Below are 18447 nucleotides of genomic sequence, written 5' to 3'. Positions count from 1 at the left end.
TTCCAGAGAGGCTTTATGGGAAGGTGGTCTTTTTGCAGTTAGAATTTCATCTCAGATATTCAGGAAATGTTCTTCCAGCGTTTCCTTGGGGATATCCGGACTCTCATGATAATGGAGTTTGCGGTTGACGCAGGCCACATGCTTGACATTAGCCAGAGTTTCTGCAATGTCATGGCTGACGATGACGATGGCGCTCTCTTTGTTCAGGTCGGCCAGCATTTGATACATCTGTTCCTGAAAACGCTTGTCGATATACGTATTCGGTTCATCCAGCATGATAACGTCTGGTCTCGAGACCACTGCCCTTGCCAGGAGTACCCGCTGTAATTGCCCGCCACTTAGTGCACCTATCGGCCGTTTCTCGAGTCCTGTCAGTTCCATTCGGTCTATGGTTTCAGCAACTTGCTGCCGCTGCTGTTTCGTATAAGGTCTCAGAAAACGCTTCTGTCGGCTGAGGCCGGAGAGGATAACTTCATCAACGGAGATAGGGAAAGCCTGGTCGATGGAATTGTATTGGGGCAGATACCCCATCATGATTTCCTTGACCTGATGACCGTCCTTGAAATACTCGACAGTTCCGGACATCGGCTTTTTCAATCCCAAAATAACCCGCATCAGCGTTGTCTTGCCACCACCATTGGGGCCTATGATTCCGAGATAGTCGTGGTCGTAGATTGTGAAACTTGCATGTTCCAAAGCGATCTTTTCACCATAACCGGCTGTGATGTCGTGTACTTTTATGAGTGGTTGTTCCATCATACTGTCTTTTATCAAATTCGCATTTTACCGGAATAAACGGGCGATGAGCAGCATCTCCTGATTCCAGTTATAGTTCAGTGGTTCTATGTTTTCCGGTTGCCCTTTTGTCACGAAGGCAATGGCCATGGCGTCCCGGGGACTGAATTGCTGCTGGATGTAAATGGTTTTTACATGGAGTTGTTTGGCTCTCAGGATCAGTTCCTGCATTTCCTTCGTACTCGGCTCTCTTCCCTCTTGTTCCATCGGGAGTTGGATGAGATGGTATTCGTTGGCAAAATAGGTGAGGACAGGATGATAGATGACGAAAGCCTTGGACTTCTTTTCTGAGTTGTGGGCTAAGATCTGTCTTACAGCCTTGTCGGTCTGCCCGATGGTCTTCAATAATTTCTTTAGATTCTTTTGGAATAGTGCCTTGTCCCGAGGGGCTTCCCTGACCAGAGCCTGATAAATGTTCAGGGCTATGATCCTGGCATTCTTACAACTCATCCACGTGTGCGGGTCAGGTATTCCGGGGGCTGAATAAATGCGTCTGATCCCTTTCGAGGTATCGATGATTTTCAACTGCGGTGCTGTTTTCTTGAGCCGGTTCATCCAAGTTTGTTCAAAACCGATATAACCTACCTTTATATATAATAAGGTGTGAGAAAGTTCGACCATTTGCTTGGGTGTCGGTTCATAGTCTTCAGGACTATAACCGGGACGGACCATGGTCTCGACCTTGAATTTGTTCCCGGCAATCTGTTCGGTGAAATAGCGCAGCGGTTCTATCGTCACCATAATCATGCGTTTCCCGCTGATTGCAGGTCCTTTGCAGGAGGCGAGGGATAACAAACCCAAGATTATGAGTGATACGATCTTTTTCATAAGGCTTTCTTTTAGAATAGAGGAGATGACGATCCCTTTGCCAAAGGCTGAGTGAATACCTAAGTGAGACTTTCTCTTTTCAATGCGGAAAGAGCAAGGTGGCCCCTAATATGACGATGCCATAACGTAGGACTTTCCCGATGGTCATGCTGGTGACAGAAACCGCGACATTCGCCCGCATATAACCTAACAGGACGGTGATGGCTGCACCGATGACCGGGAGAAAGGAGAAGAAGCCGATCCACGCCCCATGACCGGACATGAATTTTTGGGCTTTGGTGATATTCTGGGGTTTCATGTGCATGTATTTTGTCGCCCATTCTATTTTGCCTAATCGCCCTATATAGTAGTTGAGCATGGAACCGCCCAGATTTCCCACTGATGCCCAGATCAGGAGTTCCCAAGGTTTGAGCCCGGCGGCAAGGAATGCTATCAGTAGTGTCGTACTGCTGAAAGGGAGAAGACTGCCTGACAGGAACGCTGTCAGGAACATGCCCCAATATCCCCAATTGTTCAGAATGTCAATGATGGTCCCCATAAATTGTAGATGGTAAGTGCGATGGCAATGACCGATATGACACAGAACGTAATATTGGTCGCCTTGGTATGGCTCAGTGCGATAAAGTGTGCAATCAGAGGTGCTGTGTTCACGATGTAGATCGGCAGCAACTGGTCGTACAGGCGTGGCAGGAGGATAATGAACAGCATTGTCAGTATCTCCATCGTGCTGAAGACCTCATAGAGCATACGTGTACGGATCTTGTCCTTATAGGTGCTCCTGGCAAAATGTACGATGCCCAGGATGCCTAACAGGGTGATGAAAATAAAGGTCAGAACCTGATAACTGGACAGCAGTCTCACCTCCAGTAATCCGGAGAAGTTGCCCAATTCCGCAAAGTGCGTGATGAGTTGTCCAAAGGAACCGATATAGAAATAATAGCCCCCATAAAACCAGTAAGGCACGATCAATCCGATTATGGATGCCCAGAATGTCCGCCAACTCAACCCCATGATCTTACTGCCAAAGAGGATCCAGAGGACTGGGATAAAGTAGAGGATCTGTATGAAAAACAGTGAGGCGATGCCTAGGACGAGGAACGAATAGAAAGTCCATCTGCTGGCGCCTTTGTCCTGATATGCATTGAAAAGCAACAGATAGGAGAGGACAGAGCAAATGCCGATGGCCCATACTGCGGGCTGGTCAAATACAAAACTTGCCATGACGGCTAGAGCGAGGAACGAACAGGAGACCATTCTGCTATAGATACGCATCAGGGCATTCCTGTTGTTGAGTTCCATCATGAGATAGGTGTTGATGACCATTAATACAAAGGAAAGCCACAACTGCCGGCTGATCAGTCCGCCGGCGAGCCATATGATGATACCGTAAACAGAGGCTACAGGTAAAGCATAGCGGCTCTCTGCAATTCTGTTTTGTAATCTCTTTCTGTAATACATAATCCTTGAAGTGTTGCCTTTGCAATCCTTTATCTATGAGCAGATATCCTGATAAGTGTGGAAACTATAAGTCCTGACCTATATCCTTGCGATAATACTGGTCCTTCCAATGTATCTTCTGCACTTCTGCGTAAGTCTTCCGCAGCGCTTCATTCTTGTCCTTTCCCAAACTTACTACCGACAGGACTCGTCCTCCGGCAGTGATGACCTTGCCGTCCTTGGCTGTTGTACCGCTGTGGAAGACGATACTGCCTTCGACTTGGCCCAGTCCTGTGATGTGATAACCTTTGGTGTAATCTTGAGGATAGCCTCCGCTGACGAGCATGACACAGGCAGCGCTGCGGGGATCTTGCTCGATATGGTAGGCATCGAGATTTCCATGTGCGACACCTTCAAAGAGATCGACAATGTCCGTTTTCAGACGGAGCATGACGCTTTGTGTCTCCGGGTCTCCCATACGACAGTTGTATTCGATGACCATCGGTTCACCTTCGACATTGATCAGTCCAAAGAAGATGAACCCCTTGTAGTCCAGTTTCTCTTCCTGCAGCCCTTGTATAGTAGGGCGGATGATACGATCTTCGACCTTTTTCATCCATGTCTTATCTGCAAAAGGAACGGGAGAGATACTTCCCATTCCGCCGGTGTTCAGACCGGTATCGTGTTCACCGATGCGCTTATAGTCTTTTGCTTCCGGAAGGATCTGATAGTGAAGGCCGTCAGTCAGGACGAAAACGGAACATTCAATGCCCTTCAAAAATTCTTCTATGACAACCGATGCACTGGCGTTGCCGAATAGGCCATGCAGCATTTCCTGAAATTCTTTCTGAGCCTCTTTCAGGTCATTGACAATGAGGACGCCCTTTCCTGCTGCCAGTCCGTCAGCTTTCAGGACATAAGGGGGACGGATGGTTTCCAGAAAGTGGAGACCTTCCTGAATGTGAGCACCGTCAAAAGTCTGGTATCTGGCTGTAGGAATATGATGTCTGATCATAAAACCTTTGGCAAAGTTCTTGGAACCTTCGAGTTTGGCTCCTGCTGCAGATGGGCCTATGAACATGATATTGCGGGTCTTCGGATCTTTCTTGAACGCGTCAGCGATGCCGTTCACCAAAGGGACTTCAGGACCTACTACAACCATATCGACAGATTTCTCCAAGGCAAAAGTCTTGATGCTGTCAAAGTCGTTTTCATCCAATGCAACATTTTCCCCTAAAGATGCCGTACCTGCATTACCGGGAGCAATATAGAGTTTGCAGGTTTTCTTACTCTGTGAAATCTTCCACGCCAAAGCGTGTTCTCTGCCCCCTCCTCCTAACAATAGTATTTTCATAACTCATCCGTTTTTATGATAGACAATCTTTGTTTTATGGGTATGCCATTCAAGGTTTTACAGTCGGTTTCTGACTATATTCCGGATCAGAGGGAAGGTAATCGAAGAAGTACTGGCTGATTCTTTCGTGCAGGTGTGTGCTTTGGTGCCCACGCATATTATGAGGCTCTCCCGGATAGACGAAGAAATCGGGTTGTGTGCCGGCTGCAATACAGGCTTTCAGGAATGAGAGTTCGTTCTGCGGCAGCACTACAGGGTCATTCGTCCCCATGATGATCTCCAGTTTGCCTTTCAGGTCTTTGGCTTTGTACAGCAAACTTGTTTGTTTATAACCTTCCGGGTTGGTCTGGGGCGTATCCATATAGCGTTCCCCATACATGACCTCATAGAATTTCCAGTCGATCACAGGACCGCCGGCGACTCCAACTTTGAAGACGTCCGGATAATTGGTCATCAGTGAAACGGTCATGAATCCGCCGAAACTCCAGCCGTGGACACCTAATCTGTCAGCGTCTACATAAGGCAGACTCTTCAGAAAGTCCACGCCTTTCATCTGATCTTTCATCTCTTCTTGGCCCAGATGCCGGAACGTCACTTGCTCGAAGGCTTTGCCTCTGTTCTCACTGCCCCGATTGTCGAGGATGAAGAGCAGGTAGCCGTGTTCTGCCATATAGGTCTCCCAACCTCTAGAACAGTAGTGCCACCTAGCGTCAACATTATGAGCGTGAGGTCCGCCATAGACGTAAATGATGGTCGGATATTTCTTTTTCGGATCAAAATGGATCGGTTTGACCATACGGTAGTAGAGATCTGTCACCCCGTCTGCCGCTTTGATCGTGCCACATTCATACGTTGGTACTGTATATCCCTTCCAGGGATCTGCTGCTGTATAATAAGGTGTCTTGTGTCCGTTCTCTGTATCTACAATGGCAATTTTTCTTGGGATAGTAGGGGTGGAGTAGTTGTCGTAGATATATTTTCCACCCGTACTGGCAGAACCGTCATGCCATCCTTTGCCGTCAGCATCCATCAACGTGCGTTTGCCATTGTCAATATTGACCATGAAGATGTTTTTCTGAATGGGATTGCACTCGTTGGATTCTATGATGATAGCGTGTTCTTTCGTATTGAAACCTAGAAAGTTCAGCACTTCCCATTTCCCTGAGGTGACCTGCTTGAGTTGTTTGCCTTGTGTATTGAAGAGGTAGAAATGATTGTAGCCGTCTTTCCTGCTTTGGATGAGGAATTCCTCAGGATTCCAAGGCAGAAACGTGACAGGGTGGAGGGGTTCTACATATTTGTCATCCGTCTCTCTGTAGAGTTCGGCTATCTTATCTCCGGTCTGGGCATTATAACTCACCAGTCTGCAGTCATTCTGGTCACGGTTCAGTTCGAATATATAGATGACTGTGCCTGCAGGATTCCAGGCGATATTTGTGAAATAGCGGTCTGTCGGATCACCGGCTTTCAGATAGACGATGTGTCCGGTCTTGAGGTCATAGACTCCTACAGTGACCTTATGGGAAGTTTCTCCTGCCATAGGGTATTTCTCCGGAGCCAGTGTCGCCATCCTGCTTTGACCCTTCTCGGGAGTCCAGTCCAGTTCAGGGATATTCACCAGAGGATAGTCAGTGACCATGCTCTGGTCCATTCTGTAGAATGCCAGTTTTTGTCCGTCAGGACTCCAGTATGTACCTTTGGATATGCCAAACTCGTCCCGATGTACGCTTTGACCATAGACAATATCTCGGGAGCCGTCCGTCGTCAACTGGTTCACCTTGCCTTTGGCATCAGCGACAAAGAGTTGATTATCCTTGACAAAGGCAACGGCTTTGGATGCCGGGCACCATTCCTGATGAGTTTCACCTGAACTATTCTGGCGCCATGATACTTTACCTGACTTGAAGTTGACCAGGATCCGCTCCTTAGGTGTTTGTACCAGTGCCAGACTTTTATCGGCATAGGGGAACGAGACATAATAGAGGGAGTGCACCTTATTAGAATCGGACGCGCCTATCCAGCGGTTCAGATTTTCCAAAGTAAAGAGTACTTTCTCTTTCCCCGTAGTCGGGTTGACCAAATAGCAGGCTTCCATGTCCTGCCGGACAAGTTGGTCGCCCCACCATGTGGTCCACCGGTTCTTCGGAGTCATGCGAGCATAGTTGTTGCCTCCGAAGTTGAGGTCTTCCAGTGTCAAGGTCTTAAGTGAACCTGAATTTGTTTGTGCGGATGCAGTCAATGCAGTCATGAGAAACACGAACAGAAAAAAACTATTCTTTATCATCTTCTTTCTTGAAATTGTGTGGTGTTCTAAATTTCTTTTCACCATCCTGATCGCCTCTTGCTGAGTCACGTCGGTTGCTCCCGAAGCGTGAAGGTCTTTTATGATCGCCGTAATGGTCGTCACTGAACCTGGATTTGAAGTGACGCTCTCCATAACTTTCCCTGGTGTCTTTATGATCGTCTCCAAAGCCCCTTCTGTCATCCCTACCGTATCTGCGCTCACCGTGTTCGCTATCTCTGCCGAATCTCCGGTCGTCATGATCACGAGACTTCCTGCGTTCCTCGTCCTGGCGCTTTTTCTCGTCAATGATGGAACGGAACTGGAAAGAACGGATATCACCTTCTTCATTCTCTTCCTGGGTGACGTCGATGCCCTGTTTGAATTCCCGGTGAGCCTTGAAGTGCCTTTCAGACATTTCTTCTCTTTCCTGGTCTGTCTTGACGACACCGCCTTCAGATCTGAACTCCTTCATCCTTCCTTCAAAGATACTGTACTTCCGGAATTCACATTCCAAACTTCCGTTGTACAGAGGGATTTTGAGAGAAGGTTTCAGACCGATTTGTTCGAAACACTCCTCGCGGTAACTGACGATCCATGCGTCATTGCCCTGAAAAGCATGTTTGAGTCGCTCTCCGATCATCTTGTAGGTCCCCAACAGATTCGGCGTGGAGATACGCTCACCATAAGGAGGGTTCATGACGATGATGCTCTTTTCGGCAGGGTGCGTGAAATCCTTGAAGTCAGCTTGCTCTACCGTGATGTCCTTGCTCAGGCCTGCGGCACGGATATTGATCTTTGCTGTATTGACAGCTTTCATATCAATATCATACCCGTAGATATGGTGGTTGAATTCTTTTTCCTTGCTGTCGTCGTTGTAGATCTTGTCGAAAAGGTCCTGGTCATAGTCCGGCCATTTCTCGAAGGCATAGCCTTTACGGAAAATTCCGGGTGACATATTATGTGCGATAAGGTCAGCTTCAATGAGGAAGGTACCGGAGCCACACATCGGGTCAATGAAATCGCAGTCTCCCCGCCATCCGGTCATCAGTATCATCCCTGCAGCCAGCACCTCATTGATAGGGGCTTCCACACTCTCTTGGCGATAGCCGCGGCGATGCAGGCTTTCCCCACTAGAGTCCAGAGACAGGGTGGCATCCTCGTCGGATATATGGATATTGAACCGGATGTCAGGATTGCTGACACTGATATTCGGGCGTGATTCCGTCTTCTCTCTGAACCAGTCAGTGATCGCATCCTTGACCCGGTAAGTGACAAAGAGAGAATTGCGGAAATTCTCAGAATAGACGACAGAGTCTATGGCGAAAGTCTTGTGGTTATCCAGATATTGATCCCACTGGATCTTCTTTACTTCATCGTAGACTTCATCGGCGGAATGGGCCTTGAAGTGCTTGATGGGCTTCAGTATACGAATGGCTGTATGCAACTGAAAATTAGCACGGTACATCATCTCCTTGTCACCGGTGAAAGATACCATTCGTCTACCTTGTTGTACATTGTGGGCACCCAGCCCTGTGAGCTCCTGAGCCAAAACCGGTTCAAGTCCCATAAAAGTCTTGGCTATGAGTTCAAATTCCTGTTCCATTATTAAATTCTAAGTCTAAATTGAGATTTTCTTTCTTGTCTTTCCTGTATTTCTTCGTATGGGGAGCCATGTCTTTGGTAACCCATACGTTGGCTCCGATGACACACCCTTTGCCAACGGTGATCCTGCCGAGGAGCGTCGCATTGGCATAGATGATGACGTCATCTTCAATAATCGGATGGCGGGGGATGCCTTTGATCGGATTTCCTTTGGCGTCAAGGGGAAAACTCTTGGCTCCCAAAGTTACACCCTGATAGAGTTTGACATTATTGCCGATCTTACAGGTGGCGCCAATGACAACACCTGTTCCATGGTCAATCGTGAAATAATTTCCTATTGTAGCGGCAGGATGGATATCTATTCCTGTTTCGGAATGTGCCATTTCCGTCATCATGCGAGGGATAAGCGGCACATGCAGCAATACCAGTTGATGGGCTATCCTGTAATTGGTCAACGCCTTGATGACAGGATAGCAGGAGATGACTTCCTCAAAACTGCCTGCTGCGGGGTCTCCGTTGTAGGCTGCTACGATGTCTGTAGCCAGAACCTTTCTGATTTCCGGGAGTTTGGAAATTAAACCGATCGTTATCTCTTCCGCCTTTTCGTGTTTTTCAGAAAGATTCCTAAATGATCTTTCGTCATCCTCCTCTTCCGGCTGCATGAAGCAAAGTCCGGCAAGTATCTGTTCAGACAACAGGTGATGCAGTCTTTCCACATCTACCCCCGTCTGATATCTGATAGTCCTGAAATTCACTTGTGATTTCCCGTAATAACCGGGAAAGAGGATTGAACGTGACAAGGATATAATTTCCTCAAGTGCTCTGCTTGAAGGCAGCGGATTCCCCGTACGCTGCTGATGAAAGAGTCCTTTTAAGGCTTCGGGCTTGGAAAGGGCCTCTATCGTATCCGTTAGTTTATGAGTCCAATCGTTTCTACTCATTAAAGTGGTGTATCAATAATTTCCTGCAAAGGTACAAAAAAATCAATACAACTCATCAAGGGAAACTATAAAAAAGTAACGGGTATTTTACGACTCATCCATCATACAGCTATGGAATCCAGGAAAAGCAGCAAACGGTTGATGACATTGACTGTACTGACTCCGGGATCGAAGTCAAGAGAGACCAAATTGAGATCAGGATAAAGTTTGTGCAGTTTTTTCTCAATTCCCTTGGATACCACCTGATTGGCAATACACCCGAAAGGCTGGAGACTGATGACATTCTTGATGCCGTCACGGATATAACTGACGATGTCTGCAGGCAGGAGCCATCCTTCTCCGAATTGGGCAGCCAAAGAGACGATGCCTTTCACTTGTCTGGCATCATCATAGATATTGCTGAACGGACGGAAATAGCGGAACTTGGAAGCGACCTTATTAAACTTGTTGATATGCTTGCCGATCAGTGCCTGGTAGATGCCGTTGATGACAAAATCCGGTGTGCGGGAGCACGTCAGACGGAGATGCTTTCTGACTTCCACGTTGACAAATTCCTGTAGGAAGAACGGTGTCAGCAGCGGGGGGACAACCTCGATACCTTTGGAAATGATATGTTTCTCGATAAACTCATGTGAGAAAGGATTGAACTTCAGGAAGATTTCCCCGACTATTCCCACTTTCGGCACCTCTTTGGTAACGGCATGACTGTCGAATTCTTCGGCGGCCTTTGCCAGCAGTCTGACAATTCCCTTAGGGTCATTGCTCTCAACGTATTTTCCTGCCGAAGCCATGTATTTCTCCCTTAGTTTCATGGAAATACCAGGTTGGTCTTCACGGACAATGGTAGCGTTGTACATTTCAGAGATCGCATCTCCGAAGAGCAGGCAGTTGACGATGATGGCGGCATATTTGGCCCAATGGATTTCGAATCCTTCTTGCTCGTTTTCTTCCCCTCCGTCTTCATGTGCAGTCACACCGAGTGTAACGAGAGGCACGTCTTTGAACCCATTGGCAATCATAGCCCGCTTGATGAGACCGGCATAGTTGGTCGCCCTGCATTGCCCTCCGGTCTGGCTCATGGCTACTGCTGTATTCCTCAAATCATACTTTCCGCTTTTCAATGCCTTGATGATGTCACCCACGATCAGCGTAGCCGGATAACAGATCTCATTATTGGCATATTTCAACCCGAGGTCAGCACTCTCCTGATTGGACATCGGCAGTACTTCTACATCATAGCCCATGAGTTTCAGTACAGGACGGAGGATAGGGGTGAGGTATTCCGTGAAGTAAGGGGCGAGGATCTTTCTTCGGGCATCTGGTTTTCTGAAAACCCGTGTCGTGACAAACGGTTCATTGTTGGGGCGTTCCACATGGAAGCGGAGACTTTCCACAAGAGATCTGACACGCAACTTCAGACTTCCGATGTTGCTGACATCATCGATCTTCAACAGAGTGTAGGGTTTGCCATGCCTTCTCAGAATATCGCGTATCTCGTCTTGGATGAAGGCATCCGGACCACACCCGAAAGAAGTCATTTGGACGAAGTGGACACGGTCCCCCTGCTCGGCAGCCCATTGACCGCTCTTGATGATGCGGTTCATATAAGCCCATTGCTTCACCAGATAGGTCTCCCCACTGTTGATCTTGTCATTGCCCCTGACGATATCGTCACTGATCACGTCTACACCCAGTGATGCGACCATTTCCGATAGTTTGTGCTGGATGAGAGGGTCTGTATGGTAAGGGCGGCCTGCAAGGACGATAGTCAGATGACCGGCTTGCTGACTTCGGTCAAGAATGTCTTTAACCTCTTGAGTGAGGGCAGTCGTATATTCTTTTTCAGCAGCCAAGGCTGCAGTGAAAGCGCTCTTTGCTCTGCTCTTGGAGACACCCAGCGTCTTGAGGTAAGCAATGATCTCCCTCTCCAGGAGTTTGATGTCTGAAAAATTGATGACCGGGGAGTCTATAGGTATTTGGGGCTCCATAGCTGCGCGGATGACGTCAGAGTAGCCTGAGACAATGGGGCAGTTGTAGGAATTGATCGTCCGTTTGTCATCATTATGCTCATAGACGACATAAGGCATAAATATGCGTTCAAGGCTTTTGTTTCCCTCCAGTTCCGCAATGTGAGAATGGACGAGTTTTGCAGGAAAACAGATGTTGTCTGCCATGACGGTATTCAGGGCTCCTTCATAATGGTAGAAGGTAGAAGGCGACGACAACACAACGGTGAATCCGGCGTTTCTGAGCAAAGCATTCCAGAAAGGATAGTCTTCATACATGTTGAGGATCCGGGGGATGCCTATCTTTCTAGGCGCTGTGCCTGTTGTTTCAGGTACAGGTTCTGTAGGCCGGTCAAAGAGTTGATGATATTTGAAGATGTAGATGTTTTCTCCCTTCTCTTTGCTCTTGCCATGATTGTTGAAAATACGTTCACATTTATTGCCGCTATAGAATTTGTTGCCGCCTTTGAACGTATACATGCTCACGTAGCATTGATTCTCGCAGCCGTGGCAACGCAGTTGACGCGTCTCGTAAGACGATCTTTCTACCAGTTCCGCTATGGCCCTACCCTGTGTCTCCTGTACATTCCGGATTCCCGAAAGGGCATGCAGGGCACACCCGAAAGCTCCCATCAGTTCAGGCATATTGCTGCGGGAAACATTTGCGCCTGTAAGCAACTCGAAAGCCCGGACGACGGCATCATTCCTCATGGTGCCTCCCTGGACGACGATCTCGCCTTCAGGTTTTTCGTTGCCGTGGAGTTTTAATACTTTATAGAGACAGTTCTTCACTACAGAATAGGATATTCCGGCGGAGATGTCTGCGATAGATGCGCCTTCCCGAAGGACCTGTTTGACTTTCGAGTTCATGAATACCGTACAACGTGTGCCGAGGTCACAGGGCGCATCTGCCTGGCAAGCCAGTTGTGCGAAGTCTTGCACAGAATAACCGAGGCTGCTGGCGAAAGTCTGGATAAATGTGCCGCATCCTGAAGAACAGGACTCATTGAGTTCCATTCTGACAACGGCGCCTTTTTCTACGAATATGGCTTTCATGTCCTGACCGCCGATGTCGAGGATGAAAGATACGTCAGGCCTCATTTGCGCAGCAGCGCGATAGTGGGCCATCGTTTCAATGATACCGCTGTCTAGGTTGAATGCCGTCTTGATCAGTTCTTCGCCATATCCGGTAGAGCAACTGCCCATGATCTCGAGTTCCGCTCCGGCAGTCTCTGCCTTTTCCTGAAGGCTCTGCAGCCCTTCAGCTACAGCTTTGATCGGGTCTCCGAGGTTGGGGCGGTAGTCTGTGAACACGATTTCCAAATTCTTGGAGGAATCGGCTGCCTTATCGGAAGGGACTTTGACGGCAACGATCTTAGTTGTCGTAGAACCTGAATCTATGCCGATCACCACTTTCTGTTTGCCCTTGGATAAAGGTCTTATAGGGATGGCATAGCGTCTCTTGGAGTCGAGCCAGTCCTGATGCTCTTTCTCGTTTTTGAAAAGAGGTTGGAGCGTACTCTTCCATTTCGGCATGGTATGTGTATCCATCCTCAGGATCAGTTGGGCCAGCGTTGTCGTCTTGCCCTCGTCTTCTTTCGTATCAGCTTTGCCGGAACGGATGGCGCACCCCAATGCCGGTATGAGTTGTCCGTTTTCCGTAATGATGAAATCCTTTCGGACATCCATATGGAGGTAGTCGGCAAAGGCTTTTTGCAGTGCCGGCAAGAAAGACAAAGGACCGCCGCAAAGCAATATCGGGGAGTTGAAAGAGCACCCGTGTGACAGTGTGACGACAGTCTGTACGGCTACGGAATGGAATATACTTGCGGCAATATCAGTTTTGGGCAGGTCACGGCTCATGAGGTTCTGGATATCCGTCTTGGCGAACACACCGCAGCGGGCAGCCATCGGATAGATATGAGTAGCCTTCAATCCCAGATCACTCATGGTCTTGTTGTCAACGCCCATCAAGACAGACATCTGGTCAAGGAAAGCGCCAGTGCCGCCTGCGCAATTGCCGTTCATGCGCAGTTCCATATTTTTCCCGTTGAAGAAGACTACTTTCGCGTCTTCCCCACCGATGTCAATGAGGGCTTTGGCTTGAGGATAACGCTGTTTGGCAAAGACAGTTGCAGCTACTACTTCCTGAACGAAAGGGATCTGCAATTGCTCTGCTGTGGACATTCCTACAGAACCGGTCACGCAAAGTCTCAAAGGCTGATCGCCGATTTTTTTCTGCAAGTCGACGAAATAAGACCGGACACATTCCCCCACATGCGCGTTATGTCGTTCATAACGCGAATATACGAGTTTGTCATTCTGGTCTAAAACAGCTATCTTTGCAGTTGTTGAACCTACATCAAGGCCTATTCTGTAGAAGTCATTCTTCATATTTCCTGTCCTTATTCTATTGTCTTTTAAAATAAATTCTAGTTCAAAGCTTTTCTGCTTCAGACAGATTCGGTTATTGCCAAACGATATATTTCCCTTCGTTATCCTTTTACCTTCTGACACGGCATAGAGTTTTCTCAGCAAGTCATTCCTGTTTCAAATCAAAAACAAGACAAAACATGCAGGTGAAACTTGTGCGGTAGTCCTGAGAAATCTACCTTAGGAAGGATAGAAAGTCCTTTTGCACAATACCATTTGAATATTTTTACGAAAGGATTTCAGTGTGAACTCTTCTGTCCGGTCTCTTGTAGAAATCAGTTCCGGCAGCATGAAATCTGTCAACTGCAAAGTTAACCAATTTCGTCATATATGCAAAATTTCCAATCGACTTTTTGTAGATAATTTGAGTTCTGATCATGATCTTTGATCCTCTCCTTTTCAATACTTCATCTTCTTGTTTCTCATAGGTTTTATGGTGAGGGGTGATCAAATGACTTGTCCGGAATAGGGGAAATGAATTGAAAACGGATTTGATAGCCGTTTAAGGGATGTCAATTGTTCATTAATTCGCCAAAATACAAATAAAGCTTAAAAAGTTTTTCGAATCGAATTAATTCAATTACATTTGTTCAATTTTTTAATATTTAATAGACTTAATAAAAAGAAAAAACATGAAAAAAGTGACTAATCTGAAACCTGTGACAGGAAAATTAGGTATTTTAGTCGTCGGTTGTGGGGCAGTGTCCACAACCTTTATGACTGGAGTCTTGATGGTACGAAAGGGACTTGCCAAACCGATAGGTTCCATGACCCAGTATGACAAAATACGTGTTGGTAAGGGCCCTGATAAGAAATATCTTCACTATGGAGACATCGTTCCCTTGGTCCGTCTTGACGATATCGTCTTCGGAACATGGGACGTCTATCCTCAAAATGCGTATCAGGCAGCAGTCTACGCAGAAGTGTTGAAAGCAAAGGACATTGAGCCGGTCAGGGATGAATTGGAGAAAATCGTGCCAATGAAAGCTGCTTTCGACAAGAACTACGCCAAGCGTATAGACGGAGACAACGTGAAAGACTGTAAGAGCCGTTGGGAAATGGTGGAGGCTTTGAAGGCTGACATCCGGACGTTCAAGGAGAAAAACAACTGTTCCAGGATCGTGGTGATCTGGGCAGCCTCTACAGAGATCTATGTGCCTTATGACGAAGACGTGCATGGGTCATTGGAAAGTTTGGAACAGGCAATGAAAGCAGATGACCGCGAGCATGTCGCTCCTTCCATGTGCTATGCTTATGCTGCACTGACAGAGGGCGCTCCTTTCATTATGGGCGCTCCTAATACGACGGTGGACATACCAGCAATGTGGGAGTTGGCCGAAAAAGTGAAAATGCCTATCGCAGGCAAAGACTTCAAGACAGGGCAGACGTTGGTGAAATCAGGTTTTGCGCCTATCCTGAAGGTCAGAAATCTTGGGCTGAATGGCTGGTTCTCCACGAATATCCTGGGTAACAGGGACGGACTGGTCCTCGATGAACCTGCTAATTTCAGGACAAAGGAGGTCAGCAAACTTTCGACCTTGGAGACAATCCTGAAAAAGGATGACCAGCCTGACCTCTATGGGCATATCTATCATAAGGTCCGCATCAATTATTATCCGCCACGCAATGACAATAAGGAAGGGTGGGACAATATTGATATCTTCGGTTGGATGGGGTATCCCATGCAGATAAAGATCAACTTCCTGTGCCGGGATTCCATTCTTGCTGCTCCTTTACTTCTGGACCTCACATTGCTCATGGATCTTGCAGCACGTGACGGCCGTTATGGCATACAGCGGTTCCTGGGTTTCTTCTTCAAGAGTCCTATGCATGATTTTACAAAGGGCGAAGATGCTGTCAATAATCTCTTTGACCAGTACGTCATGCTGAAAAATGCCATTCGTGAGATGGGAGGTTATGACCCTGATGAGGAAATAGATTGACCGCTTTACCGCATTTTACGAAGAATATTTAGAGAAAAGACCACAAAAAAATTGTTTGTTGGTCTTTTCTGCAACTTTTGGTCAGGAAGCAGCGTCTAATAGGTAGAAAGTTAATTAACAAGATAAAGATGAAAAAGAATGTATTTTTAATGGCGCTGGCTGTGGTGATCATTGCACTCTGTTCCTGCCGGGGCGTACGAGTGAACGCCGGCAGATCCCAACAGTTCTCGAAGCAACTGTCTGTCAAGGGGTTCAATCGTATTCAGGTAGACGGTTCTATGGATGTGATCTACACCCAGGACAGCACCTGGTCTGTCAAGGTCGTAGGACCGAAAGAGAGTTTGCCACTCGTCAAGGCGGATGTGTCTGACGACGGTACGCTGGAGTTATCGGAAATAGAAGACCATCGTTTGAATATAGACTTTTTTTCCTATAATGAGGGCGTAAAGATTTATGTGTCTTCCCCCGACTTGTTGGGTGTGAGCCTTATTGGATCAGGCGATTTCTATTCGAAGGGAAATATTGATACCGACAACCTGGATGTCGACCTTGTAGGAAGTGGAGACATCCTGTTCGGAAAAGTAGTCTGTGACAGTTGTAAATCCGAACTCTCGGGAAGCGGTGACCTGAAGATGTCCAATCTGACCGCTTCATACCTTTCTGCTGAATGTGATGGCAGCGGGGATGCTATTTATCGGAATGTCCAATCTCTCAAGACTTTGGCATCTCTCTCAGGCAGCGGTGATGTCATACTGGATTTCCTCAAAGGGGATGAAGTTGAGGCCGATTTATCGGGCAGTGGAGACCTGAAGGTCAACGGGACTTTCAATCATCTGTCCCAGGATAAGTCGGGGTCTGGTGATCTGATTATTAATAGAACTAAATAAAACGAGCAATGATGAATATAAAATTTCTTTTATTATTGATCCCTTTGGCATTGGCTGTTACAGCTTGCCAGGGAACGAGGACATCGACATCTGATGACAACGGAACAGCATCGGACGATGAGCAGATAACCAAGAGTTTGAACTTAGGTGATTTCAACAGAATCAGCATTCAGGGTACTGCGGATGTGGTGTACACTACCGGTCAAACTCCTGCTGTGAAGGTCTCCGGCATTAAAAAGTCCGTGGACTTCGTCAAACTGAATGTCTCTAATGGAACTTTGGTCATTTCCGAGCGGAAACACGAAGTCTCATTTTTCAATTTGCGGAAGAGCAAAAGAGTTGTAGTCTATGTGACCTCTCCACAACTGAATGGGGTGGATATAGACGGTACCGGAGATTTTACTGCACGGAATGGAATTCAAGCCAAGAGTTTCCATGTGAGTATCAATGGTACCGGAGATGCCGATTTCAAGGAAGTGAAACTGCAAGGTGACGCTAATGTTGAGATTTCTGGGACAGGTGACGTGGAAGCTACAAAACTCTCGGCTAACCGACTGAAAGTTGAAACTGCCGGTACCGGTGATGTTACATTGAGACAGATTGTAGCGGCCTCTATCAGCGCAGAGACGTCCGGAACGGGTGATATCCTGTTGGATATTCAGAAAGGCGGAGACGTCAACCTCTTGTCCTCCGGTATGGGCAGCATCACGGTCAAAGGGAATTATAAGAATCTCAAGAAAGACCGTTCAGGACTTGGATCTATCCATGTCAAATAAACTCGGATACGGTAGAGATCCCTATCTTGTTGGCATACGTTAAGGGACGCTCAATTGCCTTATACGTGCAAGGGAGAAAAGGTGTCTCTGGCAAAGGTGCAGTGACTTTCCCTTCCCTCTAAGGATGGACCTTTACCATTGATCTGATGTCTCTCAAGGTGCGAGAAAGACACTTATCTTGAAACGAAGAATCGATGAACTTTTCTGTTATCACTGATCACCAGTGCATAATTCATGAAAAGTTCATCGATTCTTTTATGTTGATACTTCCTATTTCGATCTGCTTTGCAGGAATCTCCTGAGTGGGGGAATCCTGTAAATGCCGAGTTCTGTAATGAGCAGTCCCACAATGGCTGTCAGAATACCCAGAATGACATCGATGATATAGTGGTGTCCGGCATAGACTGCTGTGAACCATATACCCATGCAGATGATCGCAAACAGTGTTACGGTGTACCACGGTTTATGACTGCGAATGGCATAATAGGTCGTAATGAGCATATATGCTGCATGCAGACTGGGGACAGCTGCAAATACGTTGGCATTCTCTCCGTAGATCAGATGAAACAGAGGGAGGCCGGTCAGCGTATCCCAACGCCCCAGGCCACCGACATTTCCCGGCGTGTTGAGGAAGGCATGGAAACCATAGTTCATGACATACCAAGGTGGGGTAGCAGGGTGGATATAATATATGATAAATCCTAAAACATTGACGAATAGAAAAGACCACGAGAATTTCAGACACCATTGGTACTGTTTCCTGAAAAACAGATAGAAGGCAAAAGCCAAAGGAACGGGGACCCAACATAGATAGAATAAACCGGAAAGAAAATCCAGACATGCCGTGTGATGGATTGCAAAGTATTCTCCCGGGATAAGGACTCCACTGTCATAGATGGCTTCGGCAGAACCTTTGCAAACTTCTGCGGCTTTGTGGATTTCTTCCATGCCACTGGCAGCTATTCCGAAGAAGGACTTCTCCAGATCATAAAGGTGTCCGACGTCAATGGGACTCACTTTGTAATTCGGGCAGAGTCGCATCATGTCATAACTCACACCGAAGATCGCCCAAGGTAGAAAATAGAGAGCCAGTTTTCTGCTCTTTTTCCAGATGACCAGTGCGATATAGACAATAATGAGATAAATAGAAAGCATATTTGT

13 protein-coding genes are annotated in these 18447 nt (G+C 47.1%); 3 read left to right on the top strand and 10 right to left on the bottom strand.

The window, feature by feature from the left end; genetic code table 11:
- Window positions 1-51: 51 nt before the first annotated feature.
- The 9 genes from NG821_RS00725 to NG821_RS00685 all read right to left on the bottom strand — a co-directional run bounded on the left by NG821_RS00725 (window position 52) and on the right by NG821_RS00685 (window position 13641).
- Entirely contained in the window at window positions 52-756 is a 705-nt protein-coding gene (locus NG821_RS00725; protein WP_252759754.1) for a metal ABC transporter ATP-binding protein, read from the bottom strand.
- A 27-nt stretch (window positions 757-783) separates the two neighbouring features.
- Window positions 784-1623, bottom strand: coding sequence for a metal ABC transporter solute-binding protein, Zn/Mn family (locus NG821_RS00720; RefSeq protein WP_252759733.1), 840 nt, complete (start codon window positions 1621-1623; stop codon window positions 784-786).
- Window positions 1624-1702: 79 nt separating this feature from the next.
- A complete protein-coding gene (locus tag NG821_RS00715) occupies window positions 1703-2161 on the bottom strand; it encodes a YqaA family protein (RefSeq protein ID WP_252759732.1) in 459 nt (152 codons plus the stop codon).
- Window positions 2137-3081, bottom strand: coding sequence for a hypothetical protein (locus NG821_RS00710; RefSeq protein WP_252759731.1), 945 nt, complete (start codon window positions 3079-3081; stop codon window positions 2137-2139). Before NG821_RS00710 ends, NG821_RS00715 begins: the two co-directional genes overlap by 25 nt.
- Window positions 3082-3145: 64 nt before the next feature.
- Complete coding sequence (gene purD, locus NG821_RS00705) at window positions 3146-4414, bottom strand: phosphoribosylamine--glycine ligase (protein ID WP_252759730.1); 1269 nt, start codon at window positions 4412-4414, stop codon at window positions 3146-3148.
- Window positions 4415-4463: 49 nt separating this feature from the next.
- Complete coding sequence (locus NG821_RS00700; protein ID WP_394802041.1) at window positions 4464-6698, bottom strand: S9 family peptidase; 2235 nt, start codon at window positions 6696-6698, stop codon at window positions 4464-4466.
- Window positions 6685-8301, bottom strand: coding sequence for a THUMP domain-containing class I SAM-dependent RNA methyltransferase (locus tag NG821_RS00695; protein ID WP_252759729.1), 1617 nt, complete (start codon window positions 8299-8301; stop codon window positions 6685-6687). Before NG821_RS00695 ends, NG821_RS00700 begins: the two co-directional genes overlap by 14 nt.
- Window positions 8285-9241, bottom strand: a complete 957-nt coding sequence (locus tag NG821_RS00690; RefSeq protein WP_252759728.1) for a serine O-acetyltransferase — start codon at window positions 9239-9241, stop codon at window positions 8285-8287. The genes NG821_RS00695 and NG821_RS00690 overlap by 17 nt, the downstream gene beginning before the upstream one ends.
- Before the next feature lie 101 nt (window positions 9242-9342).
- Window positions 9343-13641, bottom strand: coding sequence for an acyl-CoA dehydratase activase-related protein (locus NG821_RS00685; RefSeq protein ID WP_252759727.1), 4299 nt, complete (start codon window positions 13639-13641; stop codon window positions 9343-9345).
- 671 nt (window positions 13642-14312) lie between these two features.
- Between NG821_RS00685 and NG821_RS00680 the strand changes: the two genes are divergently transcribed.
- From NG821_RS00680 to NG821_RS00670, 3 genes are all read left to right on the top strand, one after another.
- Window positions 14313-15623 carry an inositol-3-phosphate synthase gene (locus tag NG821_RS00680; RefSeq protein ID WP_252759726.1) on the top strand — a complete coding sequence of 437 codons (1311 nt, stop codon included), beginning with the start codon at window positions 14313-14315 and terminating at the stop codon, window positions 15621-15623.
- A 128-nt stretch (window positions 15624-15751) separates the two neighbouring features.
- Window positions 15752-16510, top strand: coding sequence for a GIN domain-containing protein (locus tag NG821_RS00675; protein WP_252759725.1), 759 nt, complete (start codon window positions 15752-15754; stop codon window positions 16508-16510).
- Window positions 16511-16518: 8 nt separating this feature from the next.
- The gene (locus NG821_RS00670) at window positions 16519-17286 is read left to right on the top strand and encodes a GIN domain-containing protein (protein ID WP_252759724.1); all 768 of its coding nucleotides are present in this window, start codon (window positions 16519-16521) and stop codon (window positions 17284-17286) included.
- 270 nt (window positions 17287-17556) lie between these two features.
- On the opposite strand, the gene NG821_RS00665 is transcribed toward NG821_RS00670, so the two are convergent.
- Complete coding sequence (locus tag NG821_RS00665) at window positions 17557-18441, bottom strand: phosphatase PAP2 family protein (RefSeq protein WP_252759723.1); 885 nt, start codon at window positions 18439-18441, stop codon at window positions 17557-17559.
- Window positions 18442-18447 lie beyond the last annotated feature (6 nt).

Source organism: Segatella cerevisiae (assembly GCF_024054555.1).
Classification (GTDB): domain Bacteria; phylum Bacteroidota; class Bacteroidia; order Bacteroidales; family Bacteroidaceae; genus Prevotella; species Prevotella cerevisiae.
This window is presented reverse-complemented; position numbering and strand designations above follow the sequence as displayed.